Origin of the sequence: Streptomyces sp. NPDC059255 (genome assembly GCF_042752355.1) — a bacterium.
In the GTDB taxonomy this organism is placed as follows: domain Bacteria; phylum Actinomycetota; class Actinomycetes; order Streptomycetales; family Streptomycetaceae; genus Streptomyces.
In genome coordinates this window covers 37311-63649 of record NZ_JBHYZP010000006.1, presented here as the reverse complement: position 1 = coordinate 63649, position 26339 = coordinate 37311, and the positions used below count along the sequence as shown (strand labels likewise).

At 70.6% G+C, this 26339-nt stretch carries 24 protein-coding genes; 4 read left to right on the top strand and 20 right to left on the bottom strand.

The window, feature by feature from the left end; translation table 11 throughout:
- Positions 1-14: 14 nt before the first annotated feature.
- The 11 genes from nuoK to ACFXKG_RS10575 all read right to left on the bottom strand — a co-directional run bounded on the left by nuoK (position 15) and on the right by ACFXKG_RS10575 (position 11168).
- Positions 15-314, bottom strand: a complete 300-nt coding sequence (gene nuoK / locus ACFXKG_RS10625) for an NADH-quinone oxidoreductase subunit NuoK (protein ID WP_365814396.1) — start codon at positions 312-314, stop codon at positions 15-17.
- Complete coding sequence (locus ACFXKG_RS10620; protein WP_384835921.1) at positions 311-1177, bottom strand: NADH-quinone oxidoreductase subunit J; 867 nt, start codon at positions 1175-1177, stop codon at positions 311-313. The genes nuoK and ACFXKG_RS10620 overlap by 4 nt, the downstream gene beginning before the upstream one ends.
- Positions 1178-1230: 53 nt before the next feature.
- The gene (nuoI, locus tag ACFXKG_RS10615; RefSeq protein WP_365814459.1) at positions 1231-1812 is read right to left on the bottom strand and encodes an NADH-quinone oxidoreductase subunit NuoI; all 582 of its coding nucleotides are present in this window, start codon (positions 1810-1812) and stop codon (positions 1231-1233) included.
- Between the two features lie 76 nt (positions 1813-1888).
- Positions 1889-3289 carry an NADH-quinone oxidoreductase subunit NuoH gene (gene nuoH / locus ACFXKG_RS10610; protein ID WP_384835457.1) on the bottom strand — a complete coding sequence of 467 codons (1401 nt, stop codon included), beginning with the start codon at positions 3287-3289 and terminating at the stop codon, positions 1889-1891.
- Positions 3286-5856, bottom strand: a complete 2571-nt coding sequence (locus ACFXKG_RS10605; RefSeq protein ID WP_384835454.1) for an NADH-quinone oxidoreductase subunit G — start codon at positions 5854-5856, stop codon at positions 3286-3288. The genes nuoH and ACFXKG_RS10605 overlap by 4 nt, the downstream gene beginning before the upstream one ends.
- Positions 5853-7214 carry an NADH-quinone oxidoreductase subunit NuoF gene (nuoF, locus tag ACFXKG_RS10600; protein ID WP_384835451.1) on the bottom strand — a complete coding sequence of 454 codons (1362 nt, stop codon included), beginning with the start codon at positions 7212-7214 and terminating at the stop codon, positions 5853-5855. Before nuoF ends, ACFXKG_RS10605 begins: the two co-directional genes overlap by 4 nt.
- Positions 7214-7999 (bottom strand): NADH-quinone oxidoreductase subunit NuoE, encoded by a 786-nt coding sequence (gene nuoE / locus ACFXKG_RS10595; RefSeq protein WP_384835917.1) that lies wholly within the window; start codon positions 7997-7999, stop codon positions 7214-7216. Before nuoE ends, nuoF begins: the two co-directional genes overlap by 1 nt.
- A gap of 65 nt (positions 8000-8064) precedes the next feature.
- Positions 8065-9432 carry an NADH-quinone oxidoreductase subunit D gene (locus ACFXKG_RS10590; protein ID WP_384835448.1) on the bottom strand — a complete coding sequence of 456 codons (1368 nt, stop codon included), beginning with the start codon at positions 9430-9432 and terminating at the stop codon, positions 8065-8067.
- Entirely contained in the window at positions 9432-10238 is an 807-nt protein-coding gene (locus ACFXKG_RS10585) for an NADH-quinone oxidoreductase subunit C (RefSeq protein ID WP_384835445.1), read from the bottom strand. Before ACFXKG_RS10585 ends, ACFXKG_RS10590 begins: the two co-directional genes overlap by 1 nt.
- Positions 10235-10789: an NADH-quinone oxidoreductase subunit B family protein gene (locus ACFXKG_RS10580; RefSeq protein WP_313944763.1), complete on the bottom strand. Its 555-nt coding sequence runs from the start codon at positions 10787-10789 to the stop codon at positions 10235-10237. Before ACFXKG_RS10580 ends, ACFXKG_RS10585 begins: the two co-directional genes overlap by 4 nt.
- Positions 10790-10808: 19 nt before the next feature.
- Positions 10809-11168 carry an NADH-quinone oxidoreductase subunit A gene (locus ACFXKG_RS10575; protein WP_365638558.1) on the bottom strand — a complete coding sequence of 120 codons (360 nt, stop codon included), beginning with the start codon at positions 11166-11168 and terminating at the stop codon, positions 10809-10811.
- An 835-nt stretch (positions 11169-12003) separates the two neighbouring features.
- On the opposite strand from ACFXKG_RS10575, the gene ACFXKG_RS10570 reads away from it, so the two are divergent.
- Together ACFXKG_RS10570 and ACFXKG_RS10565 are read left to right on the top strand one after the other, a co-directional pair.
- Positions 12004-12858 (top strand): C40 family peptidase, encoded by an 855-nt coding sequence (locus ACFXKG_RS10570; RefSeq protein ID WP_384835442.1) that lies wholly within the window; start codon positions 12004-12006, stop codon positions 12856-12858.
- 260 nt (positions 12859-13118) lie between these two features.
- Positions 13119-13670: a glycoside hydrolase family 25 protein gene (locus tag ACFXKG_RS10565; protein WP_384835439.1), complete on the top strand. Its 552-nt coding sequence runs from the start codon at positions 13119-13121 to the stop codon at positions 13668-13670.
- 15 nt (positions 13671-13685) lie between these two features.
- Here ACFXKG_RS10565 and ACFXKG_RS10560 read toward each other — a convergent pair whose 3' ends face one another.
- A complete protein-coding gene (locus ACFXKG_RS10560) occupies positions 13686-14972 on the bottom strand; it encodes a geranylgeranyl reductase family protein (RefSeq protein ID WP_384835436.1) in 1287 nt (428 codons plus the stop codon).
- Between the two features lie 97 nt (positions 14973-15069).
- Here ACFXKG_RS10560 and ACFXKG_RS10555 point away from each other — a divergent pair, with 97 nt between their 5' ends.
- Complete coding sequence (locus ACFXKG_RS10555; RefSeq protein ID WP_384835433.1) at positions 15070-15588, top strand: GNAT family N-acetyltransferase; 519 nt, start codon at positions 15070-15072, stop codon at positions 15586-15588.
- Positions 15589-15671: 83 nt separating this feature from the next.
- Here the strand turns inward: ACFXKG_RS10555 and ACFXKG_RS10550 are convergent, their stop codons facing one another.
- The 4 genes from ACFXKG_RS10550 to ACFXKG_RS10535 are packed head-to-tail and all read right to left on the bottom strand — an operon-like array spanning position 15672 to position 20086.
- Complete coding sequence (locus tag ACFXKG_RS10550; protein WP_384835430.1) at positions 15672-16364, bottom strand: demethylmenaquinone methyltransferase; 693 nt, start codon at positions 16362-16364, stop codon at positions 15672-15674.
- Between the two features lie 38 nt (positions 16365-16402).
- Positions 16403-17527 (bottom strand): acyltransferase, encoded by a 1125-nt coding sequence (locus tag ACFXKG_RS10545; RefSeq protein WP_384835427.1) that lies wholly within the window; start codon positions 17525-17527, stop codon positions 16403-16405.
- Positions 17527-19863, bottom strand: a complete 2337-nt coding sequence (locus ACFXKG_RS10540) for a bifunctional polysaccharide deacetylase/glycosyltransferase family 2 protein (RefSeq protein ID WP_384835424.1) — start codon at positions 19861-19863, stop codon at positions 17527-17529. The genes ACFXKG_RS10545 and ACFXKG_RS10540 overlap by 1 nt, the downstream gene beginning before the upstream one ends.
- 4 nt (positions 19864-19867) lie before the next feature.
- Complete coding sequence (locus tag ACFXKG_RS10535) at positions 19868-20086, bottom strand: hypothetical protein (RefSeq protein WP_384835421.1); 219 nt, start codon at positions 20084-20086, stop codon at positions 19868-19870.
- Between the two features lie 418 nt (positions 20087-20504).
- On the opposite strand from ACFXKG_RS10535, the gene ACFXKG_RS10530 reads away from it, so the two are divergent.
- Positions 20505-21542, top strand: a complete 1038-nt coding sequence (locus tag ACFXKG_RS10530) for a chitinase (protein ID WP_384835418.1) — start codon at positions 20505-20507, stop codon at positions 21540-21542.
- A gap of 12 nt (positions 21543-21554) precedes the next feature.
- Here the strand turns inward: ACFXKG_RS10530 and ACFXKG_RS10525 are convergent, their stop codons facing one another.
- From ACFXKG_RS10525 to ACFXKG_RS10510, 4 genes are all read right to left on the bottom strand, one after another.
- Positions 21555-22046: a hypothetical protein gene (locus tag ACFXKG_RS10525; RefSeq protein WP_384835415.1), complete on the bottom strand. Its 492-nt coding sequence runs from the start codon at positions 22044-22046 to the stop codon at positions 21555-21557.
- A 31-nt stretch (positions 22047-22077) separates the two neighbouring features.
- The gene (mqnC, locus tag ACFXKG_RS10520; RefSeq protein ID WP_365814424.1) at positions 22078-23277 is read right to left on the bottom strand and encodes a cyclic dehypoxanthinyl futalosine synthase; all 1200 of its coding nucleotides are present in this window, start codon (positions 23275-23277) and stop codon (positions 22078-22080) included.
- Between the two features lie 57 nt (positions 23278-23334).
- A complete protein-coding gene (locus ACFXKG_RS10515) occupies positions 23335-25146 on the bottom strand; it encodes a serine/threonine-protein kinase (protein WP_384835412.1) in 1812 nt (603 codons plus the stop codon).
- A gap of 66 nt (positions 25147-25212) precedes the next feature.
- Positions 25213-26025, bottom strand: a complete 813-nt coding sequence (locus tag ACFXKG_RS10510; RefSeq protein ID WP_365814463.1) for a menaquinone biosynthesis protein — start codon at positions 26023-26025, stop codon at positions 25213-25215.
- Positions 26026-26339 lie beyond the last annotated feature (314 nt).

Genomic DNA, 26339 nt, shown 5'->3' with positions numbered 1-26339 from the left:
GATTCAGCGACCCCTCAGAGCTTCATCAGGCTGGCGTCGTCGACCGAGGCCGAGTGGCGGGAACGGAAGAGCGACACGATGATCGCGAGCCCGACCACGACCTCCGCGGCGGCGACGACCATCGTGAAGAACGCGATGATCTGGCCGTCGAGATTGCCGTGCATCCGGGAGAAGGCGACGAACGCGAGGTTGCAGGCGTTGAGCATCAGCTCGACGCACATGAAGACCACGATCGCGTTCCGCCGGATCAGCACACCGGCGGCGCCGATGGTGAACAGCACCGAGGCGAGATAGAGGTAGTAGACAGGGTTCATCGCTTGACCTCCTTGTCACTGTCGGCGCGGTCGTGATCGGCGCGACCGGAGTCCCCCCGACCGGAGTCCGTACGGCCCAGCCGCTCCGACGAGCGCTGCTCCAGCGCCTTCAGGTCCGCGATGGCCTCGTCCGACACGTCGCGGATCTGGCCACGGTCCTTGAGCGTCCTGCTGACCGTCAGATCGGACGGGGTGCCGTCCGGCAGCAGGCCCGCGATGTCCACCGCGTTGTGCCGGGCGTACACACCGGGGGCGGGCAGCGGCGGCAACTGGCCGCTGCGGACCCGCGCCTCGGCCAGCTCCCGCTGGGTCTTGGCCCGCTCGGTGCGCTCCCGGTGGGTGAGCACCATCGCGCCGACCGCCGCGGTGATCAGCAGCGCGCCGGTGATCTCGAAGGCGAAGACGTACTTCGTGAAGATCAGGGCGGCCAGGCCCTCGATGTTGCCGCCCGCGTTGGCCTGCCCGAGCCCCGTGAACGAACTCAGCGAGGCCTGGCCGATCCCGGCGACGAGCAGCACACCGAAGCCGAGCCCGCAGGCGGCGGCCCACCAGCGCTGGCCCCTCAGCGTCTCCTTCAGGGAGTCGGCCGCGGTGACACCGACCAGCATGACCACGAAGAGGAACAGCATCATGATCGCGCCGGTGTAGACGACGATCTGGACGACGCCCAGGAAATAGGCGCCGTTGGCGAGGTAGAAGACCGCCAGGATGATCATGGTGGCGGCGAGGCACAGCGCGCTGTGCACGGCCTTCTTCATCAGGATCGTGCAGAGCGCGCCGACCACCGCGACCGTGCCGAGGATCCAGAACTGGACGGCCTCGCCGGTCGACGTGACGGACCCGGCGGCGAGCGCCGGCGTCAGCGCCTCGGGCAGCGGACCGCTCACGGGGCCCGCCAGGGAAGCTGCCAGGAGGCTCATGCGTCGACCCCCTCGTCCTGCGGCTTCTCGCCCTTGCTGACGGCCACCTGCCGGACCGTGCCGGGCGCGGCCTCGGTGACCAGACCGCGGTAGTAGTCCTGCTCGTCCATGCCGGGGAAGATCGAGTGCGGCGACTCGACCATGCCCTCCTCCAGCCCGGCGAGCAGCTGCTCCTTCGTAAAAATGAGGTTCTCGCGGGAGCTGTCGGCCAGCTCGAACTCGTTGGTCATCGTGAGCGCCCGGGTCGGGCACGCCTCGATGCACAGTCCGCAGAAGATGCAGCGCGCGTAATTGATCTGATAGACGCGGCCGTAGCGCTCGCCCGGGGAGTAGCGCTCCTCCTCCGTGTTGTCCGCGCCTTCCACATAGATCGCGTCGGCGGGACAGGCCCACGCGCACAGCTCGCAGCCGATGCACTTCTCCAGGCCGTCCGGATGGCGGTTGAGCTGATGCCGGCCGTGGAAGCGCGGCGCCGTCACCTTCGGCGTCTCCGGATACTGCTCCGTCAGCCGCTTCTTGAACATGGCCGTGAAGGTCAGCCCGAAGCCGGCCACCGGATTCCGCGGCGGACGCGGGATGTCGCCCCCCGGGGCGTCCCCCTCCGGGGCGCTCCCCCGCGGTCCGCTCCGCTGCGGGAGGTTCTCCTGCGAAGAGTCAGACACTGCCGGCCTCCTTTCCGTCACTCTCGGTACCGTCACTCACAGTATTGACCCCGCCACTGACAATCAGCTCCCGCTCGCGTCGCGGCTGCCTGCGCGGGACCGGTGGCAGCGTCTGTCCGGGCAGCGGCGGTACGGGGAAACCGCCCGCCATCGGGTCGAAGGCCGGTGGCTCCGGTTCGTTCGCCGCCGCGGTCCGTTCCTTCCGGTCGCGGAAGATGTCCGCGACGAAGGAGAGCAGCAGGAGCGCGATGATCGCCGAGGCCACGTACAGCAGGATCGTCTGGAAGGAGTAGTTCTCGTTGCGCAGCGCCCGCACGGTCGCGACGAGCATCAGCCAGACCAGCGAGACCGGGATCAGGACCTTCCAGCCCAGCTTCATCAGCTGGTCGTAGCGCACGCGGGGCAGCGTGCCGCGCAGCCAGATGAAGAAGAAGAGCAGCAGCTGGACCTTGAGGACGAACCAGAGCATCGGCCACCAGCCGTGGTTCGCGCCCTCCCAGAAGGTGGAGACCGGCCACGGGGCGCGCCAGCCGCCGAGGAAGAGCGTCGTCGCGACGGCCGAGACGGTCACCATGTTGACGTACTCGGCGAGCATGAACATCGCGAACTTGATGGACGAGTACTCGGTGTTGAAGCCGCCGACCAGGTCGCCCTCGGACTCCGGCATGTCGAACGGGTTGCGGTTCGTCTCCGCGACCATCGTGATGATGTAGATGATGAAGGAGACCGGCAGCAGCAGCACGTACCAGCGGTCCGCCTGCGCCTCGACGATCGCCGAGGTCGACATCGACCCGGAGTAGAGGAACACCGAGGCGAACGCGGCGCCCATGGCGATCTCGTACGAGATCATCTGGGCGCACGAGCGCAACCCGCCGAGGAGCGGATACGTCGAGCCCGAGGACCAGCCCGCGAGGACGATGCCGTAGATGCCGACCGAGGCGACCGCGAGGATGTAGAGCATCGCGATGGGCAGGTCGGTGAGTTGCATCGTGGTGCGCTGGCCGAAGATCGAGATCTCGTTGCCCGCGGGCCCGAAGGGGATCACCGCGATCGCCATGAACGCGGGGATCGCCGCGATGATCGGCGCGAGGATGTAGACGGCCTTGTCGGCGCGTTTGACGACGATGTCTTCCTTGAACATCAGCTTCGCACCGTCGGCGAGCGACTGGAGCATGCCCCAGGGGCCGTGCCGGTTGGGGCCGATGCGCAGCTGCATCCAGGCGACGACCTTGCGCTCCCACACGATGGAGAAGAGCACGGTCAGCATCAGGAACGCGAAGCAGAACACGGCCTTGACGACCACGAGCCACCAGGGGTCGCGGCCGAACATCGACAGGTCCTCGGCTGCGAGGACGGACCCCGGGGCCGCCGCGAGGGGGACGAGGCCGGTCATGCGCGCACCTCCGGTGCTTCGTCGGCGGGGCCGTCGTGCGGGGAACCGGACCCGGAGGAACCGGACCCCGGGGAACCGTCCCGGGCGGCGCCGGCCGAATCCGCCGGGCCGATACGGACCAGCGTGCCCGGCTGCGAGCCGGTGTCCGCGAGGACGCCGCCGCCCGTGGAGTTCAGCGGCAGCCAGACCACCCGGTCGGGCATCACCGTCACCGCCAGCGGGAGCGTGACCGTGCCCGCGGGGCCCGTGACGGTCAGGTCGTCGCCGTTCTTGACCCCCGTCTCGGCAGCCGTCGCGGCGGAGAGCCTGGCCACCGCCGCGTGGCGCGTACCGGCCAGCGCGTCGTCGCCCTCCTGGAGCTTGCCCTGGTCCAGCAGGAGCCGGTGGCCCGCGAGGACCGCCTCCCCGCCGCCGGTCCTGGGCACCGGACGGGACGATTCCAGCGGTTCGGTGGCGCGCGGCCCGTCCCAGCCGCCGAGCCGGTCGAGTTCGGCGCGTACGGCCCGCAGGTCCGGCAGCGCGAAGTGGACGTCCAAAGCATCCGCGAGCATGTGCAGCACCCGCGCGTCGCTCGGCGCGAGCCGCCGCGTCATCTGCTCCGGCTTCAGCGCCGCCTCGAACAGCCGCGCCCTGCCCTCCCAGTTGAGGAAGGTGCCGGGCTTCTCCGCGACCGCCGCGACCGGGAGGACCACATCGGCGCGATCGGTGACCTCGCTGGGCCGCAGCTCCAGCGAGACCAGGAAGCCGACCTCGTCCAGCGCGGTCCGCGCGGCCGCCGGGTCCGGCAGATCCGCGATCTCGACGCCCGCGACCAGCAGCGCGCCCAGCTCGCCGGTGGTGGCGGCCCGGACGATCTGGTCGGTGTCGCGGCCGTAACGGGGCGGCAGTTCGCGTACGCCCCACACCGCCGCGGTCTCCTCGCGGGCCCGCGGATCGGTGGCGGGCCGGCCGCCGGGCAGCAGCGACGGGAGCGCGCCCGCCTCCAGCGCGCCGCGCTCGCCGGCCCGGCGCGGGATCCACACCAGCCGGGCGCCGGTCACGGTGGCGGCGCGCGCCGCCGCGGTGAGCCCGCCGGGCACGGCCGCCAGCCGCTCCCCGACGACGATCACGGCGCCGGGCTCGCGCAGCGCCCGCGCGGCGGCCGTGCCGTCCGCGTCGAGCCCGGTCTCCGAGGCGAGTGCGTCCAGCCACTCGGTCTCGGTGCCGGGCGCGGCCGGCAGCAGCGTGCCGCCCGCCTTCGCCAGGCCCCGGGTGGCGTGCGTGGCGAGGGCGAACGTCCGCTGGCCGTGCTTGCGGTGCGCCTTGCGCAGCCGCAGGAAGACACCGGGCGCCTCCTCCTCGGACTCGAAGCCCGCGAGCAGCACCGCCGGGGCGGCCTCCAGCGTGGTGTACGTGATCCCCGTGCCGTCGAGGTCATGGCCCCGGCCCGCGACGTACGCGGCGAGGAAGTCGGCCTCCTCGGTGCTGTGCACCCGGGCGCGGAAGTCGATGTCGTTGGTGTCGAGGGCGACGCGCGCGAACTTGGCGTAGGCGTACGCGTCCTCGACGGTGAGCCGCCCGCCGGTCAGGACGCCTGTCCTGCCCCGGGCCGCGGCCAGGCCGCGCGCGGCGGCCTCCAGCGCCTCCGGCCAGCTGGCCGGTTCGAGGACGCCGTCCGCGTTCCGTACCAGCGGGGTGGTGAGCCGGTCGCGCTTCTGCGCGTAACGGAAGCCGAAGCGGCCCTTGTCGCAGAGCCACTCCTCGTTGACCTCGGGCTCGTTCGCCGCCATCCGCCGCATGACCTTGCCGCGCCGGTGGTCCGTACGGGTCGCGCAGCCGCCCGCGCAGTGCTCGCAGACGCCCGGCGAGGAGACCAGGTCGAAGGGGCGGGAGCGGAAGCGGTACGCCGCGGAGGTGAGCGCGCCGACCGGGCAGATCTGGATGGTGTTGCCGGAGAAGTACGACTCGAAGGGGTCGCCCTCGCCGGTGCCGACCTGCTGGAGGGCGCCCCGCTCGATCAGCTCGATCATCGGGTCGCCCGCGATCTGGTTCGAGAACCGGGTGCAGCGGGCGCAGAGCACGCACCGCTCGCGGTCGAGCAGCACCTGCGTGGAGATCGGCACGGGCTTCTGGAAGGTGCGCTTGTGGCCCTCGAAGCGGGTGTCGGGGTCGCCGACCTGCATGGCCTGGTTCTGGAGCGGGCACTCGCCGCCCTTGTCGCAGACCGGGCAGTCCAGGGGGTGGTTGATGAGCAGCAGCTCCATCACCCCGCGCTGCGCCTTCTCGGCGACCGGTGACGTGAGCTGCGACTTGACGACCATGCCGTCGGTGCAGGTGATCGTGCAGGACGCCATCGGCTTGCGCTGGCCCTCGACCTCGACGATGCACTGGCGGCAGGCGCCGGCCGGGTCGAGGAGCGGGTGGTCGCAGAAGCGCGGGATCTCGATGCCCAGTTGCTCGGCGGCGCGGATCACCAGCGTCCCCTTGGGGACGGAGATCTCGATGCCGTCGATGGTCAGCGAGACGAGATCCTCGGGCGGAACCGCGGCTTCGCCGCCCCCGGAGGGAGCATTCGTGGTCACCGTCATGCGTTCACCTCCAGGTGCGGGTTCCGGTCTGCCCACACGGTGGACTTCGCGGGGTCGAAGGGGCAGCCCTTGCCGGTGATGTGCTGCTCGTACTCCGCGCGGAAGTACTTGAGCGAGGAGAAGATCGGGGAGGCGGCGCCGTCGCCGAGCGCGCAGAAGGACTTGCCGTTGATGTTGTCGGCGATGTCGTTGAGCTTGTCGAGGTCGGACAGCTCCCCCTTGCCGTCCTCGATGTCGCGGAGCAGTTGGACGAGCCAGTACGTCCCTTCGCGGCAGGGGGTGCACTTGCCGCAGGACTCGTGGGCGTAGAACTCGGTCCAGCGGGTGACGGCCCGTACGACGCAGGTGGTCTCGTCGAAGCACTGGAGCGCCTTGGTGCCGAGCATGGAGCCGGCCGCGCCGACGCCCTCGTAGTCGAGCGGGACGTCGAGGTGCTCGTCGGTGAACATCGGGGTCGAGGAGCCGCCGGGGGTCCAGAACTTGAGGCGGTGTCCGGCCCGGATGCCGCCGCTCATGTCGAGGAGCTGGCGCAGCGTGATGCCGAGCGGGGCCTCGTACTGGCCGGGGCTGGTGACATGGCCGCTGAGCGAGTAGAGCGTGAAGCCCGGGGACTTCTCGCTGCCCATCGACTTGAACCAGTCCTTGCCGCGGTTGAGGATCGCGGGAACCGACGCGATGGACTCGACGTTGTTCACCACAGTCGGGCAGGCGTACAGGCCCGCCACCGCCGGGAAGGGAGGACGCAGCCGGGGCTGTCCGCGACGCCCCTCCAGGGAGTCGAGCAGCGCGGTCTCCTCGCCGCAGATGTACGCGCCCGCGCCCGCGTGCACGACGACGTCGAGGTCGAGTCCGCTGCCCAGGATGTTCTTGCCGAGGTAGCCCGCCGCGTACGCCTCGCGCACCGCCTCGTGCAGCCTGCGCAGTACGGGGACGACCTCGCCGCGCAGATAGATGAAGGCGTGCTGCGAGCGGATCGCGTAGCAGGCGATCACGATGCCCTCGATGAGGGAGTGCGGGTTGGCGAAGAGGAGGGGGATGTCCTTGCAGGTGCCGGGTTCCGACTCGTCGGCGTTGACGACCAGGTAGTGCGGCTTGCCGTCGCCCTGCGGGATGAACTGCCACTTCATCCCGGTGGGGAAGCCGGCGCCGCCGCGTCCGCGCAGGCCCGCGTCCTTGACGTACGCGATGAGGTCGTCGGGCGACATGGCGAGGGCCTTGCGGAGCCCTTTGTAGCCTTCGTGCCGCTCGTAGGTGGCCAGGGTCCAGGACTCCGGTTGGTCCCAGAAGGCGGACAGGACGGGCGCGAGGAGCTTCTCCGGGCTGGTCCCGTTCTCGTTGAGCTCGGCGGCCATGGTCATCACTCCTCCTCCTCGGCTTCGGTTCCGGTCCGCCGGTCCGGCCGCGCGTCCCGCGGTGTGTCCTTCGGGGCGGCGTCGCGGGGCGGGGCGTCCGCGCCGTCCCGTGGGCGTACCACCCGCTGGAGCCCCTCGCCCTTCGCGAGCCGCAGCCCGACCAGCGAGGCGGGTCCCGCGCCGCCGGTGGCCTCGACGGCGCCGGGGCGCTCGTCGGGGAAGCCGGCCAGGATGCGCGAGGTCTCCTTGTACGTGCACAGCGGGGCACCCCGGGTGGGCGCGACGGGGCGTCCCTCGCCGAGGTCGTCGACGAGCCGCAGGGCGGTGTCCGGCGTCTGGTTGTCGAAGAACTCCCAGTTGACCATCACCACGGGCGCGAAGTCGCAGGCCGCGTTGCACTCGATGTGTTCGAGGGTGATCTTGCCGTCGGGGGTCGTCCCGTGGTTGTCGACGCCGAGATGGCGCTTCAGCTCGTCGAAGATGGCGTCGCCGCCCATCACCGCGCAGAGCGTGTTGGTGCAGACGCCGACCTGGTACTCCCCGCCGGGCTCGCGCCGGTACATGGAGTAGAAGGTGGCGACGGCGGTGACCTCGGCGGTGGTCAGGCCGAGCAGTTCGGCGCAGAAGGCCATCCCCGTACGGGAGACGAAGCCCTCCTCGGACTGGGTGAGGTGGAGCAGCGGCAGCAGCGCGGAGCGGGAGTCCGGGTAGCGGCCGATGATCTCCTTCGCGTCCGCTTCGAGCCGGGCGCGTACCTCGTCCGGGTAGGCGGGGGCGGGCAGCCGCGGCATCCCGAGGCTGACGCCGGCGGTGGCCGCGGCTGCCGTGCCTGCCGCGGCGTTGGGCGGTGTGGCGGTCACCGGTCGACGCCTCCCATCACGGGGTCGATGGACGCGACGGCGACGATGACGTCGGCGACCTGGCCGCCCTCGCACATCGCCGCCATGGCCTGGAGATTGGTGAAGGACGGATCGCGGAAGTGCACGCGGTACGGGCGGGTGCCCCCGTCGGAGACGACATGCGCGCCGAGCTCGCCCTTGGGCGACTCCACGGCGGCGTACGCCTGACCGGCCGGGACCCGGAAGCCCTCCGTCACCAGCTTGAAGTGATGGATCAGAGCCTCCATGGACGTGCCCATGATGTTCTTGATGTGGTCGAGGGAGTTGCCGAGTCCGTCCGGGCCGAGCGCGAGCTGCGCGGGCCAGGCGATCTTCTTGTCGGCGACCATGACCGGGCCCGGCTCCAGCCGGTCCAGGCACTGTTCGACGATCCGCAGCGACTGGCGCATCTCTTCCAGCCGGATGAGGAAGCGGCCGTACGCGTCGCAGGTGTCGGCGGTCGGGACGTCGAACTCGAACGTCTCGTAACCGCAGTACGGGTCGCTCCTGCGCAGATCGTGCGGGAGCCCGGTGGAGCGCAGGATCGGTCCGGTGGCGCCGAGCGCCATGCAGCCGGCCAGGTCGAGGTAGCCGACGTCCTGCATGCGGGCCTTGAAGATCGGGTTGCCGGTGGCGAGCTTGTCGTACTCCGGCAGGTTCTTCCGGAGTTGCTTCAGCAGCTCGCGCAGCTTGTCGACGGCGCCAGGGGGGAGGTCCTGGGCGAGGCCGCCGGGGCGGATGAACGCGTGGTTCATCCGCAGTCCGGTGATCATCTCGTAGGCATCGAGAATCAGTTCACGATCGCGGAATCCGTAGATCATGATCGTGGTCGCGCCCAGCTCCATGCCGCCGGTCGCGAGACAGACGAGGTGCGACGAGAGCCGGTTCAGCTCCATCAGCAGGACCCGGATGAGCGTGGCGCGGTCCGGGATGTCGTCCTCGATGCCGAGCAGCTTCTCGACGCCCAGGCAGTACGCCGTCTCGTTGAAGAACGAGGTCAGGTAGTCCATGCGCGTGACGAAGGTGGTGCCCTGCGTCCAGTTGCGGAATTCGAGGTTCTTCTCGATGCCCGTGTGCAGATAGCCGATGCCGCAGCGGGCCTCGGTGACGGTCTCGCCCTCGATCTCCAGGATCAGCCGCAGCACCCCGTGGGTGGAGGGGTGCTGGGGACCCATGTTGACGACGATCCGCTCGTCGTCGGCCTTGGCGGCGGACTGGACGACCTCGTCCCAGTCGCCGCCGGTGACCGTGTAGACGGTGCCCTCGGTGGTCTCCCGGCCGGAGCCGAGCGCGTCGAAGGCGTCCGGGGCGGCGTCCTGCGGGGCGGAGGCGTGTGAAGTGGTCATCAGGAGTACGACCTCCGCTGGTCCGGAGCCGGGATCTGGGCGCCCTTGTACTCGACGGGGATACCGCCGAGCGGGTAGTCCTTGCGCTGCGGGAAGCCCTGCCAGTCGTCCGGCATCATGATCCGGGTCAGGGCGGGGTGGCCGTCGAAGATCAGGCCGAAGAAGTCGTACGTCTCCCGCTCGTGCCAGTCGTTGGTCGGATAGACCGCGACCAGGGACGGTACGTGCGGATCCTCGTCCGGCGCGGAGACCTCCAGGCGGATCAGCCGTCCGTGGGTGAGCGAGCGCAGGTGGTAGACGGCGTGCAGCTCGCGCCCCTTGTCGCCGGGGTAGTGGACGCCGGAGACCCCGGTGCACAGCTCGAAGCGGAGGGCCGGGTCGTCGCGCAGGGTGCGGGCCACCTGGGGCAGATGCTCGCGGGCGATGTGGAAGGTGAGCTCGTCGCGGTCGACGACCGTCTTCTCGATGGCGTGGGAGGGGACGAGGTCCTGCTCCTCCAGCGCGCCCTCCAGCTCGTCGGCGATCTCGTCGAAGACACCGCCGGGTCCGCCGTACGGCCGGGAGGACGCGCCCGGCAGCGTCACGGTCCGTACGAGACCGCCGTACCCGCTGGTGTCCCCGCCGTTGTTGGCGCCGAACATGCCCTTCTGCACGCGGATGGGCTCGTCGGCCCGATCCCGCGCGGACGGAACGTTCTCGCCGGGTTCCGGCCCGTCGTTCCCGGCGGGCGGGCCGTCGTTCCCGGACCGGCGGGTGTCGTCCTCGGATCGCGGCTTGTCGTCTCCGGATCGCTGCTTGTCGCTCACCGCAGCAGCCCCTTCATCTCGATCAACGGGAGCGCCTTGAGGGCCGCCTCCTCCGCCTCGCGGGCCGCTTCCTCCGCGTTGACCCCGAGCTTGGAGCTCTGGATCTTCTGGTGGAGCTTGAGGATGGCGTCCATCAGCATCTCGGGACGTGGTGGGCAGCCGGGCAGATAGATGTCGACAGGAACGACGTGGTCGACGCCCTGCACGATCGCGTAGTTGTTGAACATCCCGCCCGACGAGGCACAGACCCCCATGGAGATCACCCACTTGGGGTTGGGCATCTGGTCGTAGACCTGCCGCAGGACGGGCGCCATCTTCTGGCTCACCCGCCCCGCCACGATCATCAGGTCGGCCTGGCGCGGTGAGCCGCGGAAGACCTCCATGCCGAACCGCGCCAGGTCGTACCGCCCGGCGCCGGTCGTCATCATCTCGATGGCGCAGCAGGCGAGACCGAACGTCGCGGGGAAGACGGAGGACTTCCGTACCCAGCCCGATGCCTGTTCGACGGTGGTCAGCAGGAAACCGCTCGGCAGCTTCTCTTCGAGTCCCATTGGTGGCCCCTCAGCCCCTTTAGTCCCATTCCAGACCGCCGCGCCGCCACACATACGCGTAGGCGACGAAGACGGTGAGCACGAAGAGCAGCATCTCCACGAGCCCGAAAATCCCCAGGGCGTCGAAGGTGACCGCCCACGGGTAAAGGAAGACGACCTCAATATCGAAAATGATGAAGAGCATCGCCGTCAGGTAGTACTTGATGGGGAATCGGCCGCCCCCGGCCGGCGTCGGTGTGGGCTCGATGCCGCACTCGTACGCTTCGACTTTCGCCCGGTTGTAGCGCTTTGGGCCGATAAGCGTGGCCATGACCACGGAGAAGATCGCAAACCCGGCCCCCAGTGCGCCGAGCACGAGGATGGGTGCGTAGGCATTCACGCCCCTCAGCTCCTTCCAGTCGTCCTTGACCGTCGGATCGCACCGGGCGGACCGCCTCGCCGCCTCGTCGCGGATCACCGAAGATCGCGTACATGTGAGGCAGTTCACAAGCCCGGCTGCCCCGCATCCTATGCCCGGTGACCTGTGATCTGCGACACGGGGTACAGCGGGGAGTTTGTGATCTCCACCACCTGACGAAGGATCATGAAGCCGGATGATGGGTGATCTTCATACGCGAAGCGGCCACGTGATCACCAGAGGTGACATTCGAGCCGGTCAGTGCTGGCCAGAGGCGTTGCGCCCTATCAAGAGATGCACCGTACAAGCAAATTGGCGATGAGACACTTTCGGGTGATACGGCGCGGAGGGCCACCCGAGCGAGGGACCGGCGGGCGCCGGGTGGACCGAAGGGGACACGTGCACGCATTCACGAGCAACCGGACGCGAGCCCGATCCGGCCGGCGGGGCGACGGGACGGCTTCGCGGGGGCGCCGGAACCAACTCATTCGGGAGCGCGTCACACCTCGCGTGACCGGACCGACAGCCGAACGGTGACCGACCTGTTATCTGTGCGCTCAAAATGTGACCTGCGTCACTTCACTCAACCCCTCAAAGAAGAGGGCTTGGCCATGAGTGTGAAGCGATGGTAAGCGGCAGGCAATTCGGACCTTTATCGGAAAGCCCGTGATCACAGCCATGATCACCCTTGCCCGTTTTGCCCGTTACGGCGTCAATAAGGGCTGACGGAAAGCGGATTCACAGATTCCGGGCGGAACTGTGGTGCACCCCACGTTTCTTGACGAGAACCCGGGCCGACCTGATAGCCGTTGGTCTCATGTCCCACACCGCTCAGATAACCAGCCACCGGAAGCCCCGCCGGAGCTCCCCGCGCGCCAGCCTTCGCGCCGGAGTCGCCGGTGGCGTCCTCAGCACGATCGCGGTCGCCGGTGCCGCCGCGCCGGCGAACGCCGAGCCGGTGACCGAGACCATCGAAATGCCCACCATCACCGCAGGCCTCGCCGGTGACTTCGCCCGGTCCGCCGAGGCGACCCAGCAGGTGGCCAACACCCTGGACCTGCGGGCCCAGCAGGACTCCGCCGCCGCGACGGCGGCCAAGACCGCGAAGACCGCGAAGGCGGAGGCCGAGCGCAAGGCCGAGGCCAAGCGGAAGTCCGAGGAAGCCCGCAAGAAGGCCGCCGAGGCCGCCGAGCGCGCCTCCCGCACCGCCGAGCGCACGACGCTCAGCAACGCCTCGTCGGACTCCGGCTCCCGCTCCTCGTCGAGCTCGTCGTCGTCCGCTTCCGGCACCGTCTCCAAGGCCACCTCGCAGGCGACCGGTTCGGCCGCCGCCGTGCTCGCCTTCGCGCAGGCGCAGGTCGGCGACGCGTACATCCTGGGCTCCACGGGACCGAACGCCTGGGACTGCTCCAGCCTCGTCCAGGCCTCGTTCCGCCAGATCGGCGTCGACCTCCCCCGCGTCTCGCAGGACCAGTCGGTGGCGGGCACCCAGGTCTCCCTGGACAACCTCCAGCCCGGCGACATCCTCTACTGGGGCAGCGCCGGCAGCGCGTACCACACGGCGATCTACATCGGCGGCGGCGAGTTCATCGGCGCGCAGAACCCGAGCAAGGGCGTCATCCAGGCCTCCCTGGACTACGACCCCCCGACCGGCGCGGTCCGCGTCCTCTGACGCACCCGCCCCGCCCCTCGTTCCGACCGAGCAACACGTACGGCGATGGCCCGCGCCCCGCAAGGGGGATGCGGGCTGTCGCCGTTTCCGGGGGTGGCAGTGCGGAGGACGTCGGGCCGGACCAAGATTTGATCAAGCTCTCACTTAACCCGATCGAGTGATGGCATGCTCACTCCTCCTGGGTAGAAGACACTTACGTCACTTCGCACCACACCGCCGGACGGTCCCCCACATCTTCCGGCCAGGAGGAAGCTCCCCCCATGACCATAAAAGGCATCGACGTCTCGTCGTACCAGAGCTCGACCTACTCCACCGCCGGCTTCGACTTCGTCTTCGTCAAGGCGACCGAAGGCACCTCGTACATCAACCCCAAGATGGCCGCCCAGGCCTCCCACGGCCGGGCGGCCGGGCTGGTCGTCGGGTTCTACCACTTCCTGCGGGGCGGGAACATGAAGGCGCAGGCCAAGTACTTCGTCGAGAAGTGCTCCAGCATCGCCTACGACCCCCTCTTCGCCGACTGGGAGGACAGTGACGTCTCCAACGCGCAGAAGGACGCCTTCCTCGCCGAGGTGAAGCGGCTGCGCGGGACCACGCATCGCGTGGGGCTGTACTGCAACCGGGACTACTGGCTGAACCGCGACACCACCAGCAACGCCGGCGACGCCCTGTGGATCGCGGATTACGTGACCGCCGGGAAGCCCCGGATCCAGGCCGCGTGGAAGTTCCACCAGTACACGGACAGCCCCATCGACACGAACATCGGTCAGTTCACCGACCGTGCCGCGCTGAAGAAGTGGGCGAGAAAGGGCTGAGGGTCGCGGGGGACCTCACGCCTTCGGCGCCACCTTCGAAAGGCCGTTGATGATGCGGTCCATCGCGTCGCCGCCCGTCGGATCCGTCAGGTTCGCCAGCATCTTGAGGGTGAACTTCATCAGCAGCGGATGCGTCAGGCCGCGCTCCGTCGCGAGTTTCATGATCTTCGGGTTTCCGATGAGCTTCACGAACGCGCGGCCCATCGTGTAATAACCGCCGTAGGTCTCCTTGAGCACCTTCGGGTAGTGCAGCAGCGCCAGTTCGCGCTGCGCCGGGGTCGCCCGGGCGTGGGCCTGGACGATGACGTCCGCCGCGATCTGCCCCGACTCCATGGCGTACGCGATGCCCTCGCCGTTGAACGGGTTGACCATGCCGCCCGCGTCCCCCACCAGCAGCAGCCCCTTGGTGTAGTGCGGCTGCCGGTTGAACGCCATCGGCAGCGCGGCGCCCCTGATCGGCATCGTCATGTTGTCGGGGGTGTAGCCCCAGTCCTCGGGCATCGACGCGCACCACGCCTTCAGCACCTCGCGCCAGTCCAGCTCCTTGTACGCGGACGAGGAGTTGAGGATGCCGAGACCGACGTTCGACGTGCCGTCGCCCATGCCGAAGATCCAGCCGTAGCCGGGCAGCAGCTTGTCCGGGCCCGGACCGCGCCGGTCCCACAGCTCCAGCCACGACTCCAGGTAGTCGTCGTCGTGGCGCGGCGAGGTGAAGTACGTCCGTACGGCCACGCCCATCGGCCGGTCCTCGCGGCGGTGCAGCCCCATCGCGAGCGACAGCCGCGTCGAGTTGCCGTCGGCGGCGACGACCAGTGGCGCGTGGAAGGTGACCGGGGTCTTCTCCTCGCCCATCTTGGCGTGGACGCCGGTGATCCGGCCCGTCCGGGCGTCGGTGATCGGGGCGCCGACGTTGCAGCGCTCGTGCAGCCGGGCGCCGGCCTTCTGCGCCTGCCGGGCGAGCTGCTCGTCGAAGTCGTCGCGCTTGCGGACCAGGCCGTAGTCCGGGTACGCCGCCAGGTCCGGCCAGTCGAGCTGGAGCCGTACGCCGCCGCCGATGATCCGCAGCCCCTTGTTGCGCAGCCAGCCGGCCTCTTCCGAGATGTCGATGCCCATCGACACGAGCTGCTTGGTGGCGCGCGGGGTGAGTCCGTCGCCGCACACCTTCTCGCGCGGGAACGCCGTCTTCTCCAGCAGCAGCACGTCCAGACCCGCCTTGGCGAGGTAGTACGCGGTCGTGGAACCGGCCGGGCCGGCGCCGACGACGATGACGTCCGCGGTGTTCTCGGAGAGGGGCTCAGTCACAGCGGGTTCTCCCGAAGACTCGAATTCGCGTACCGAACGGCACTGGTCACCTGCAGTCTATGGGTGCGTACAGATCCCCCAGTGAAGGGCTGCCCTCGTGAACAACACAACCAAGGCGCTCCCCGTCGTGCGGCTCCGCGTCCCCACCGAGGAGGACGCCTTCGCCTGGCACCGCGTCTTCGACGACCCCGAGGTCATGGAGTTCCACGGCGGCGCACCGGCCGAGATGTCCGTGTACGAGGAGCTGACCGCCCGCCAGCGCCGGCACGACGCCGAGCGCGGCTTCTGCTTCTGGACGATGCTGGACGAGTCCGGGGAGGTGATCGGCTTCACGGGCGCCCAGCCCTGGCCGCACCCGGAGTTCGGGCCGGTGGGCGAGATCGAGATCGGCTGGCGGCTGGGCCGCGCGTACTGGGGCCGGGGCTACGCGACCGCCGCCGCGCGGACCACGCTGGAACGGGTACGGGCGGCGGGCGTCGGCCGGGTCGTGGCGATGGTGAACTCCCGCAACGCCCGCTCGGTCGCGGTGACCCGGCGGCTGGGGATGGAGCTGGCGGAGACGTATGTGGGGCCGGCGTCCCAGCAGGAGGCCTACTGCTTCCGCCTGGAGTTGTGAGGCACGGTGCGTTGAAGTGGGTGAGTGGGTGCCTGCGCGGGCGGGTGGGTGCGCGCTGCGCCCACCCACCCGCTCGCGGCCCGTCAGACCCGTACGCCCCGGTGCAGCGCCACGATCCCGCCCGTCAGGTTCCGCCACGCCACCTTCGACCAGCCCGCGCCCTGGAGCCGGGCGGCCAGTGCGGGCTGGTCGGGCCAGTCGCGGATGGACTCGGCGAGGTAGACGTACGCGTCGGGGTTGGACGAGACGGCGCGTGCGACCGGCGGCAGCGCCCGCATCAGGTACTCCGTGTAGACGGTCCTGAACGGCGCCCAGGTCGGGTGCGAGAACTCGCAGATCACGATCCGGCCGCCCGGCTTCGTCACCCGGTACAGCTCGCGCAGCGCCTCGTCCGTGTCCTGGACGTTCCGCAGCCCGAAGGAGATCGTCACCGCGTCGAACGCCTCGTCGGCGAAGGGCAGCTTCGTCGCGTCGCCCGCCGTGAACGGCATCCACGCGTGCCGCTTCTTGCCCTCGCGCAGCATCCCGAGGGAGAAGTCGCACGGCACGACGTACGCGCCCGTCGCGGCGAACGGCTGGGAGGAGGTGGCCGTACCGGCCGCCAGGTCGAGGATCTTCTCGGCCGGCCGGGCGCCGACCGCCCTGGCGACCTCCTTGCGCCACCGCCGGTCCTGGCCGAGCGAGAGCACGTCGTTGGTGAGGTCGTAGTTCTCCGCCACGACGTCGAACATCGAGGCGACTTCGTGCGGCTGCTTGTCCAGGGAGGCTCGGGTCACGTTATTTATTGTGGCAGGGCACGGCCCGCCGTCCCGCATCAGGGCAGCAGCCTCGGCCGACGTTTCGCCGCCACGTCCTCCACCCACCCGAAGAGCGCCACGGCCGCCGCGATCAGCACCCACGCGATCCCGAACTGGAACCACACGCTGCCGAGCGGCAGGTCCCGCTCGAAGGCGGGGATGTCCCACATCGCGTCGATCAGCGGCACGCTCACCATCAGCGCGACCTCGTGCCAGAGGTAGACCGTCACCGCGCGGGCGTTGAAGATCTTCACGATCCGGTCGGCCACGGGACGGCGCCCGAGGCACCCAAAGTCCGGCCGGAACCGCATCAGCAGCAGCACGAACCCCGCCGACCACAGCGCCTGCCCGAGCGGGATGTCGTCGAGGTCGTACGTACCGTCCACCGGATGGGAGAACGCCCACCCCGCGCCGAGCGCCATCACCGGGAGCGCCGCGCCCACCACGGGCCCCGGGCGCAGCCGGTCGAGCACCCCGTCGCGGTGCGCGAAGCCGAGCAGCCAGCAGAAGAGGAAGACCGACAGATCGCCGAGCGCGGCGCCGAGCCGCCCGTCCGGGAGGGGCCACAGCGTCTCGAAGACGGCGACCGGGACGAGCGACAGGAGGAGCACGAGGAGCGGCGCGCGCCGGAAGAGCCTCAGCAGCACGGGCGAGAGCAGCACGAACCACAGGTACGTCCGCAGGTACCAGAGCACCGCCCACGCCTGCTCGCCCCAGGCATCGCCGGGCGGGTCCCCCACCGGCAGCAGCCAGTAGACGGCGTCGGTGCCCGGCAGCCAGCCGTGCCGCGCCATGGCCACGACGAGCACGGCCCCGAACACCCACAGCGGCACCAGCAGCCGCCGCAGCCTGCTCCGGATCACCGCGCCGGCGGGCCGCTCCAGGGAGCGCGCCATCAGCGAGCCGGCGAGCGCGAACATCACCCCCATGGAAGGGAAGACCAGACCCAGCCAGGGCCACTCGAAGGTGTGGTACGTGACGACGCGGACCAGCGCGAAGGCGCGCAGCGCGTCGAAGTACCGGTCCCGGCCGCCACCGGGTCCGCCACCAGGTCCGACACCGGGGGGCGTGGCCGGCGCCGTACCCGTACCCGTACGTACCGCCTCCGGCGGCAGTGCCCCCCTGCGGTGCGCGCCCCCCATCAGACCGCCCCCGCGCCGGGGCGGGGCGCGCCGACCTCGCCGGTGCGCTTGAGCTTCTGCCAGCGCAGCCGGCCGCCGGTGAGCGCGGTGACGCTGGAGTGGATCAGCACCAGATACATCAGCTGCCGGTAGGCGATCTGCTGCAACGGCATCATCAGCAGATACCGGTACTTCTCCTTGTCGAGCCGGAACGCGTACGCGGCGCACAGCAGTTGGACGAGGAGGACTGCCAGCCAGGCGAGCAGGGACGCCTTGAAGTCGACGAAGATCATCGCGTAGACGGTGAACACGTCGATGAGCGGGGCGAAGACGGGTGTGACGATCTGGAAGAGCACCACGAGCGGCATACCGACCCGGCCGAACCGGCCCGAGGGGCCCCTGTCCAGGACCGACCCACGGTGCTTCCACAGTGCCTGCATCGTGCCGTAGCTCCACCGGTAGCGCTGGCGCCAGAGCTGCCCGACGGTGGCGGGCGCCTCGGTCCAGGCCCGCGCGTGCTCCGCGTACACGACGCGCCAACCCGCGCGGTGCAGGGCGATGGTGATGTCGGTGTCCTCGGCGAGGGTGTCCTCGCTCATGCCGCCGACATCGAGGACGGCCCGCCGGCGGAAGGCGCCGATGGCGCCGGGGATGGTGGGCATGCAGCCCAGTACGTCGTACATCCGGCGGTCGAGGTTGAAGCCCATCACATACTCGATGTGCTGCCACGCCCCGATGAGCGTGTCGCGGTTGCCGACCTTCGCGTTGCCCGCGACCGCACCGACCCGCGGGTCACCGAAGGGCTGCACCAACTCCCCCACGGTGGACGGCTCGAAGACCGTGTCGCCGTCCATCATCACGACGATGTCGTACGCGGCCTGCCGCACCCCGTTGTTGAGGGCGGCGGACTTGCCCGCGTTCTCCTGGCGGACGACGCGGACGTTGGGCAGCCCCAGGGACTCCGCGATCTCGGCGGTGCCGTCCGTGGAACCGTCGTCCACGACGACGATCTCGATCGGGTGGGTGCTCGCGGCCAGGGAGTTGAGCGTGTTGGCGATGCACTCCTTCTCGTTGTACGCGGGCACGATCACGCTCACCGGTTCGTACACCGGCGGTCCCCAGGTGAAGCGGCGTCTGTTGCGCTGCCGGTGGTGGCGGCGGGCGAGGACGAGCATCAGCCCGAACCGGGCCAGCACGGCGACGCCGACGACCGCGAGGCCGGTGGCGAGACCGGGGACGGACCACTCGGCGACGGCCACGGCGGCGATCAGGGCCCTGCCCTCCCAGAGGGTGGCGCCGGTGGCCTTGCGGTGGGCCATCTGCTCGACGCCGGTGCCGGTACCGGAACCGGAACCCGCGGCCGGTGGGCCCCCGCCGGGAGCGCCGCCGGGACCGGCCGCCGGTGTCGCGCGGTCGGCCTGCTCACCGGGCTGCGTGTCGGCCTGCTCACCGGCCTGTTCGCCGGCTTGCCCGTCGGCCTGCTGGGCGCCGCTGACCGTCGTGAAGGTGTACCCCTTCGCCTTCATCTTCTCGATGTACCGCGGCAGCGCCTCCAGCGTCTCCGTACGGTCGCCGCCCGCGTCGTGGAAGAGCACCGCCGCGCCGTCGCCGTCCTTCGGCGTGGCCCATTTGATGATCTTGCTGACGCCCGGCTCCTGCCAGTCCTCGCTGTCGGTGTCGATGAAGACGCTCGTGTACCCCAGCGCGCCGAGGCGCTGGTAGACCGGCCAGCTCTCGTTGTCGATCGCGTCGTTCGTCGAGGAGTACGGGGCCCGGAACAGCGTGGTCGTGATTCCCGCGGCGCCCGCCAGCGCGAGCTGGGTCTGGGCGATTTCCCGCTTGACCCGGGAAGCGCTCTGGTACGAGAGATCGACATGCGTGAAGGTGTGGATTCCGACCTCGTTTCCCTGGTCGACCATGTCCCGCACGACGCCCGGATAGCGCGAGATCATCGATCCGATGAGAAAGAACGTGCCGGGCACGTCCTGGTCGTCGAGAATCCTGAGGACTTTCTCCGTGTACTCGGGGTCGGGTCCGTCGTCGAAGGTGAGCACGATCGTCTTGTCCGCCACGGACCGCGTACGCGCCTGACCGCCGACGAAACTGAGTATGGGGCCGCCGTCGACAATGCTGTCCGGCACCTCGCTGTTGCTCGCGTCGGACCGGATCCGCTGGTCGCCGCCGACCTCGGAGCGCAGATAGCCGTCGAGCAGCAGCACGCTGACGAGGCCGGCCAGCAGCAGCACGGCGAAGATCACCCGGGGCTTGGGCACCGCCTGCCGGCCGACGCGCTCGATGCGGGTGGGGGTGGCGTGCCGGCGCCTGCGCACCGGGGAGTTGGTGGGGGTCTCGGGCATCGGCTCAGCGATCGCTGCCGGTGGAGGCGGCGGGCGGCGCCATGGGCGGGACTTCTCCCGCGCCGGGCGGCGGTCCGCCGTCGAACGGCAGGATCTGCGACGGGGTCAGGGAGATGCCGCCCATGAAGGCGAGCCCCAGAACGGCGACATACCCGAGGGTGACGGTGCCCAGCACCAGCCCGGCGCGGCGCAGCAGGCGGGCCCTGCGCCCGGAGGCGTCCACGAAGACGGGTCCCTCCTGGGGGCGGCCGGCACCGCGTTTACGGCGCCGGTCCGGGCGGTCCGGCCTTACCGTCGGGACCGGCCTTACCGTCGGGACCGGCCTTACCGGGCGTTCCTCAAGGGTGGGGTCAGAATGCATGCGAGCAGATTGGCCACCCTTTATGTGCGAAACCTGTGACTCCGACGACGCGTTCCTATGAAATCTTTCTTTTCCTGTCAGCGAGCTGGGAGGGATACGGCCCGGAAATCCCCGAAGGTGTCCGCCGGGAGCGTGAACGCACTGCTGGGAATGGGGGGTTGAATATTTCCGCCGAACCGCCTTACCCGAACTGTGTGCTCCGTCACCCCGTTCCCGTGTGGGAGGCTCCTGCCGTCCGGCGCATTCTTCTGGGAACACACGAGAGCGGGTGCATTTCTCCATGCCGAGTTCGCGGAGTCACGGACGACGACCGGTGACCTGGCCGGCGGTGCTGGTCGCGCTCGCGCTGGCCGGAACGTCGTGCGCGACGGGCACCGCCGCCGACGCCGGCCGGAACGCGGACTCCCCGCCCGGCCGCACCACCACCCCGGCCGCCGCGACGACGGAGTTCGCCCCGTACGTCAGCGCCACCACCGCCGCCGGCACCGACGGGACCGGCTCCCCCGGCACGTACAACCTGGCCTTCGTGATCACGGACGGTGCCGGTGGCTGCACCCCGACCTGGGGCGGTACGGCGGCGTACGACAGCGCGGCCGTCAAGGCCCGGGTGGCGAAGCTGACGGCCTCGGGCGCCGATGTCCGGGTCTCCTTCGGCGGCGCCGCGGGCACCGAACCGGCGCTCGCCTGCGGGGACACCGCCGCCCTGGTGGCCGCGTACGCGAAGGTGCTCGACGCGGTCGGCGCGGCGAAGGCCGACTTCGACATCGAGGGCGACGCGCTCACCGACAGCGCCTCCGTCGCGCTGCGGAACAAGGCGATCGTCCAGCTCCAGAAGGAGCGGGACCTCGACGTCACGTACACCCTGCCGGTGATGCCCGACGGTCTGGAGAAGAGCGGTACGGCGCTCCTCTCCGACGCGGCGGAGCGCGGTGTGCGGCTCTCGGCCGTCAACATCATGGCGATGAACTACGGTTCCGCGTACACCGGGGACATGGGCGGCTACGCGGAGCAGGCGGCGCGGGCGGCCCACGACCAGATCGCGGACATCCTGGGGCTGTCGTCGGCGCGGGCGTGGACCTCGCTCCACATCACGGCGATGGCGGGCGTCAACGATGTCGCGGGCGAAACCTTCACCCTCGCGGACGCGGCGCGGCTGCGCCGTTTCGCCCGGCAGAACGGCGTGGGCGCGCTCTCGATGTGGGCGACGTTCCGGGACCGGGCGTGCGCGGAGGGGGTGTCGACGGCCGAGGCGTCCGACACGTGCAGCGGCGTCGAGCAGACGCCGGGGGCGTTCGCGGAGGCGCTGGGGTCGGACTGACCAGGGTGCTGGTCAAGCCCGGCGGTGCACCAGGCGCCCCGCGCAGACCGTCGCGAGACACCGTCCGTCCGCGTCGAACACCGCGAGGTCCGCGCGCCCCGTCACGGTGAGCACGGGGCGTCGGGCGACGGGCGGGGCCGGCAGTACGGTCACGCCCACCCGTGCGGCGGCCGCGCGGAGCGCCGGGTCGTCCGTGACGTACGCGTCGAGCACCGCGACCGCGCCCCGCTTCAGCACGGCGTGGATCCGCTCGCGCGGGCTCGGGGCGTCGGGCAGGGGCCCTTCGTGGACGCGGCCCGGACCGAGCACGCCGGACCACTTCCGTACCCGCGCGGCGGGGAACCGTACCCGCAGGTCCTCGTAGCTCCCGGTCGCGAGGATCCGGTCCCGGCCGACCACCACCGCGCCGCCCGGGAGCGGCGAGCCGTCGGCGCCGTCGTCACCGTCGGCATCGCCTTCGTTCCACGCGTACCGGAGCACGTCGGCCACGTGCAGGGTCTCCACTCAGCGCCTCACAGAACCCGGTCCGACCACGTCAGTTGGTGGCGATGAGCTTCAGCTCGGGGTGGGCCGTGCCGCCCTCGATCGCCGTCGACGAGATGTGCGACGCGACCCGCTCGTCGACCGGGTCGTTCGCCGGGTCGTCGTGCACCACCAGGTGCTCGTACGTCGTGGCGCGCTGCGCCGGGACGCGGCCCGCCTTGCGGATCAGGTCGATGATCTCCAGCCGGTTCGAGCGGTGCCGGGCACCGGCCGAGGAGACGACGTTCTCCTCCAGCATGATCGACCCGAGGTCGTCCGCCCCGTAGTGCAGCGAGAGCTGGCCGACCTCCTTGCCGGTGGTCAGCCACGAGCCCTGGATGTGGGCGACGTTGTCGAGGAAGATCCGGGCGATCGCGATCATCCGCAGGTACTCGAAGAGCGTGGCCTGCGTCCGGCCCTTCAGGTGGTTGTTCTCGGGCTGGTAGGTATACGGGATGAACGCGCGGAAGCCGCCCGTCCGGTCCTGTACGTCGCGGATCATCCGCAGGTGCTCGATGCGTTCGGCGTTGGTCTCGCCGGTGCCCATGAGCATCGTGGACGTGGACTCGACGCCCAGACCGTGCGCCGCCTCCATGATCTCCAGCCAGCGCTCGCCGGACTCCTTGAGCGGGGCGATCGCCTTGCGGGGCCGCGCAGGCAGCAGTTCGGCGCCGGCGCCCGCGAAGGAGTCGAGACCTGCGGCGTGGATGCGCCGGATCGCCTCCTCGACGGAGACCTTGGAGATCCGGGCCATGTGCTCGACCTCGGAGGCGCCGAGGGAGTGGATGACGAGCTGCGGGTACGCCTGCTTGATCGCCGCGAAGTGCTTCTCGTAGTACTCGACGCCGTAGTCCGGGTGGTGCCCGCCCTGGAACATGATCTGCGTACCGCCCAGTTCGACGGTCTCCGCGCAGCGGCGCAGGATGTCGTCGAGATCGCGGGTCCACCCCTTGGCGGTGTCCTTGGGCGCGGCGTAGAAGGCGCAGAACTTGCACGCCGTCACGCAGACGTTGGTGTAGTTGATGTTCCGCTCGATGATGTACGTCGCGATGTGCTCCGTACCCGCGTACCGGCGGCGGCGTACCGCGTCGGCAGCGGCGCCCAGCGCGTGCAGCGGCGCCGAGCGGTAGAGGTCGAGGGCCTCCTCGGGGGTGATGCGCCCACCCGCGGCGGCACGGGCCAGAACGGACGTCAGGTCGGCCTTCTCGGTCACCGGGGCGGGTCCTTCCCAAGGGGTTGTCACGACCGATTCAGCCTACGCCAGTCCCCCTCACTCCTTGGTGAGGGTCCCCTTCGGGGTACCCGCGGCCTCCTCGGCGGACGCGTAGTCGAGGGTGGTGCCGGAGGCGCGGGTGAAGGTCAGCTCCGCCACGCCGCCCGTGGTGCACAGGTCCTTCGCGCTCCGCTTCGTGGGGTCCGTGCGCTCCTCGACGCGCAGTTCGTCGTCGGTGGCGGAGACGAGCTTGCCGACGCCGAAGCACTCCACCTTGGCGCCGAGGACCGTGATCCGGCTCGTCGTACGGACGATGTCCTCGCCCTTCCCGCCCTGGACTATCTCCGCGGTGAGCGTGCCGTGCGGCAGTCCGCTGCGCTCGGTGACCGGCCCGCTCCAGGTGCCGACGAAGGTCTTGGGGACCCCGGTGGCGGACCCGCCCTCGCTCCCCTCCGCGGTTCCCTCCGAACTCCCGGCCGTGCTGCCGCCGTCGGTGGGGTTCCGGGTGCCCTCGTTGATGATGTCGTCGCGCATCTGGTCGAGGATCAACGAGCCGAGTCCCGAGGCGAGGAGGACGCCCGCGAAGCCGAGGCCGCCCACCACGACCACGGCGAGGGCGCAGCCCAGTCTGCGGCCGGTACGGCGGCGGGGGCGGCCGGGCGCGGCGGCGGGCGCGTGAGGGGCGCCCGCACCGGGGCCGTTGCCGCGGACCGGGGCGGTCTGGGTCCGCACGTCGGCGGTGACCGGAAGGCTCGGCGCGCCGTCCAGGGACGTCGGCTCGACGGGCGGGCCGAAGGTCCCGAGGGAGGGACCGGCGGGAGCGGCGCCGGCCGGTCCGGTGGGCGAGGGGCCGCCGAGGGACGGGTTGCTGAAGGCCACCGGCCCGGTCGGGAGGGCGGCGGACGGCTGTCCGGCGCTCGCCGCCCCGGAGCGGGCGGGCGCGTCGGGGCGGTGGCCCGACGTCTCCAGGTCCAGCAGCCGCACCACCGACCGGCTGACCTCCTCGACCAGCGGCCCCGGCAGCCAGCCGCCCGCCACCAGCGCCTCCGCGCCGTCGGGGGCGAGGAGCCGGCCGACCTCCGCGGGGGTGGGCCGCCCGGCCGGGTCCTTGTCGAGGCAGCGCACGACGAGCTCCCGCACCTCGCCCCGCAGATCGTCGAGTTCGGGCTCCTCGTGGACCACCTTGTAGAGCAGCGAGGCCGAGGAGTCGCCGGGGAAGGGGCTGGTGCCCGTCGCGGCGAACGCGAGGACCGCGCCGAGCGAGAAGACATCGGCCGCACCGGTGATCTTCCGGCCGAGGATCTGCTCGGGCGACATGTAGCCGGGCGAGCCGACCGAGACGCCCGTCGAGGTGAGCGAGGAGGTGCCGTCGGTGGCGCGCGCGATGCCGAAGTCGATCAGCCGGGGGCCGTCCAGCGCGAGCAGCACGTTCGACGGCTTGACGTCGCGGTGGACCAGGTCCAGGGCGTGGACGGCGGTCAGCGCCTCGGCGAGTCCGGCGCCCAGCGCCCGTACGGAGGACTCCGGCAGCGCCCCGTGGCCGGCGACGGCCTGGGTCAGCGAAGGGCCCGCGACATAGCCCGTGACCACCCAGGGAACGGCCGCCTCCGGGTCCGCGTCCAGCACCGGCGCAGACCAGCGCGCCCCGCCGGGACCGGTGCCGAACAGCCGCGCCGCCTTCACCTCACGGCGGAAGCGGGCCCGGAACTCGTCGTCCGTCGCGAAGTGCGGATGGACGGCCTTGACCGCCACCGTACGGCCGCCGGCCGAGCGTCCGAGAAAGACGCGGCCCATCCCGCCGGCACCCAGTCGCCCGAGCAAGCGGTACGGGCCGATCTCCGACGGATCGCCTGTGTCGAGCGGCTGCATGCCCGTCCCCTCTGTCGAAGGCGCGCCCTGGCGAAGGCGCGCCCTTCGTGCTTTCAGGGGGTCAGCCTAGGAGGTCAGGAGTTCGACGTGGACATCGGCGGGGAATCCGGTCGTCGGTCCCGTCCGGCGCGCGAACTCCGAGACGCCCGCGAGCTGTTCGGGGCCGAAGCGGAAGTCGAGCGTCGTGAAGTAACGCTCCAGCAGCTCCGCGTCGAAGGCCTCCCAGCGTGCGGCGTGCTTGGCGACCGTCGCCACCTCCGCCAGGGCGAGGTCCCGGGAGGCCAGGAAGGTCTCGTGGACCTCCCGCACGACCTTCGGCCGACGCGCCAGGTAGTCCTTGCGCGCCGCCCAGACCGCGAAGACGAACGGCAGCCCGGTCCAGTCCTTCCACATCTGACCCAGGTCATGGACCTGGAGGCCGAGCCGGGGCGCGTCATGGAGCGAGGCGCGCAGGGCGGCGTCGCCGATGAGGACGGCGGCCTCGGCCTCCTGCATCATCAGGCCGAGGTCGGGCGGGCACGTGTAGTAGTCGGGCCGTACGCCGTACTGCTCGCTCAGCAGGAGCTCCGCCAGCCGTACCGAGGTACGGGACGTGGAGCCGAGGGCGACGCGGGCGCCGTCGAGCTGGTCCAGCGGCACCTGCGAAACGATCACGCAGGACATGACGGGGCCGTCGCAGCCGACCGCGAGATCGGGGAAGGCGACGAGATCGTCGGTGTTGCGGAGGAATTCGACGAGCGTGATGGGGGCGATATCCAGCTCGCCGCGCACCAGCCGTTCACTGAGCTTCTCCGGCGTGTCCTTCGTCAGTTCCAGATCAAGAAGCGTTCCGGTCCTCGCGAGCCCCCAATAGAGGGGCAGGCAGTTCAGGAACTGGATATGGCCGACACGCGGCCGGGTCCCGTGACCACCGGCGTCGTCGTTTGCGCCGGCGTCACCCTTTGCGCCGTCGCCGCTGTTTGCGCCGCCGTCGCCACCCGTGTCGCCTCCGGCCCGGGCGGGCGCTCCCGGCGCCGCCGTCACCGCCGCGGTCGCTTCCCCCGCTGCTTCTCGCGCTGCTTCCGCCGCTGCTTCTGCCGCTGTCTTTTCCTCTGGACTGTCCACAGCGTGAGGCTAGCCCCGGGCCGTCGGGGGAACGGCTCCGGGGGCCGGAGAGCGGGGCCTGTGTCGGCCCCGCGCGCGGGGCCGGCAGG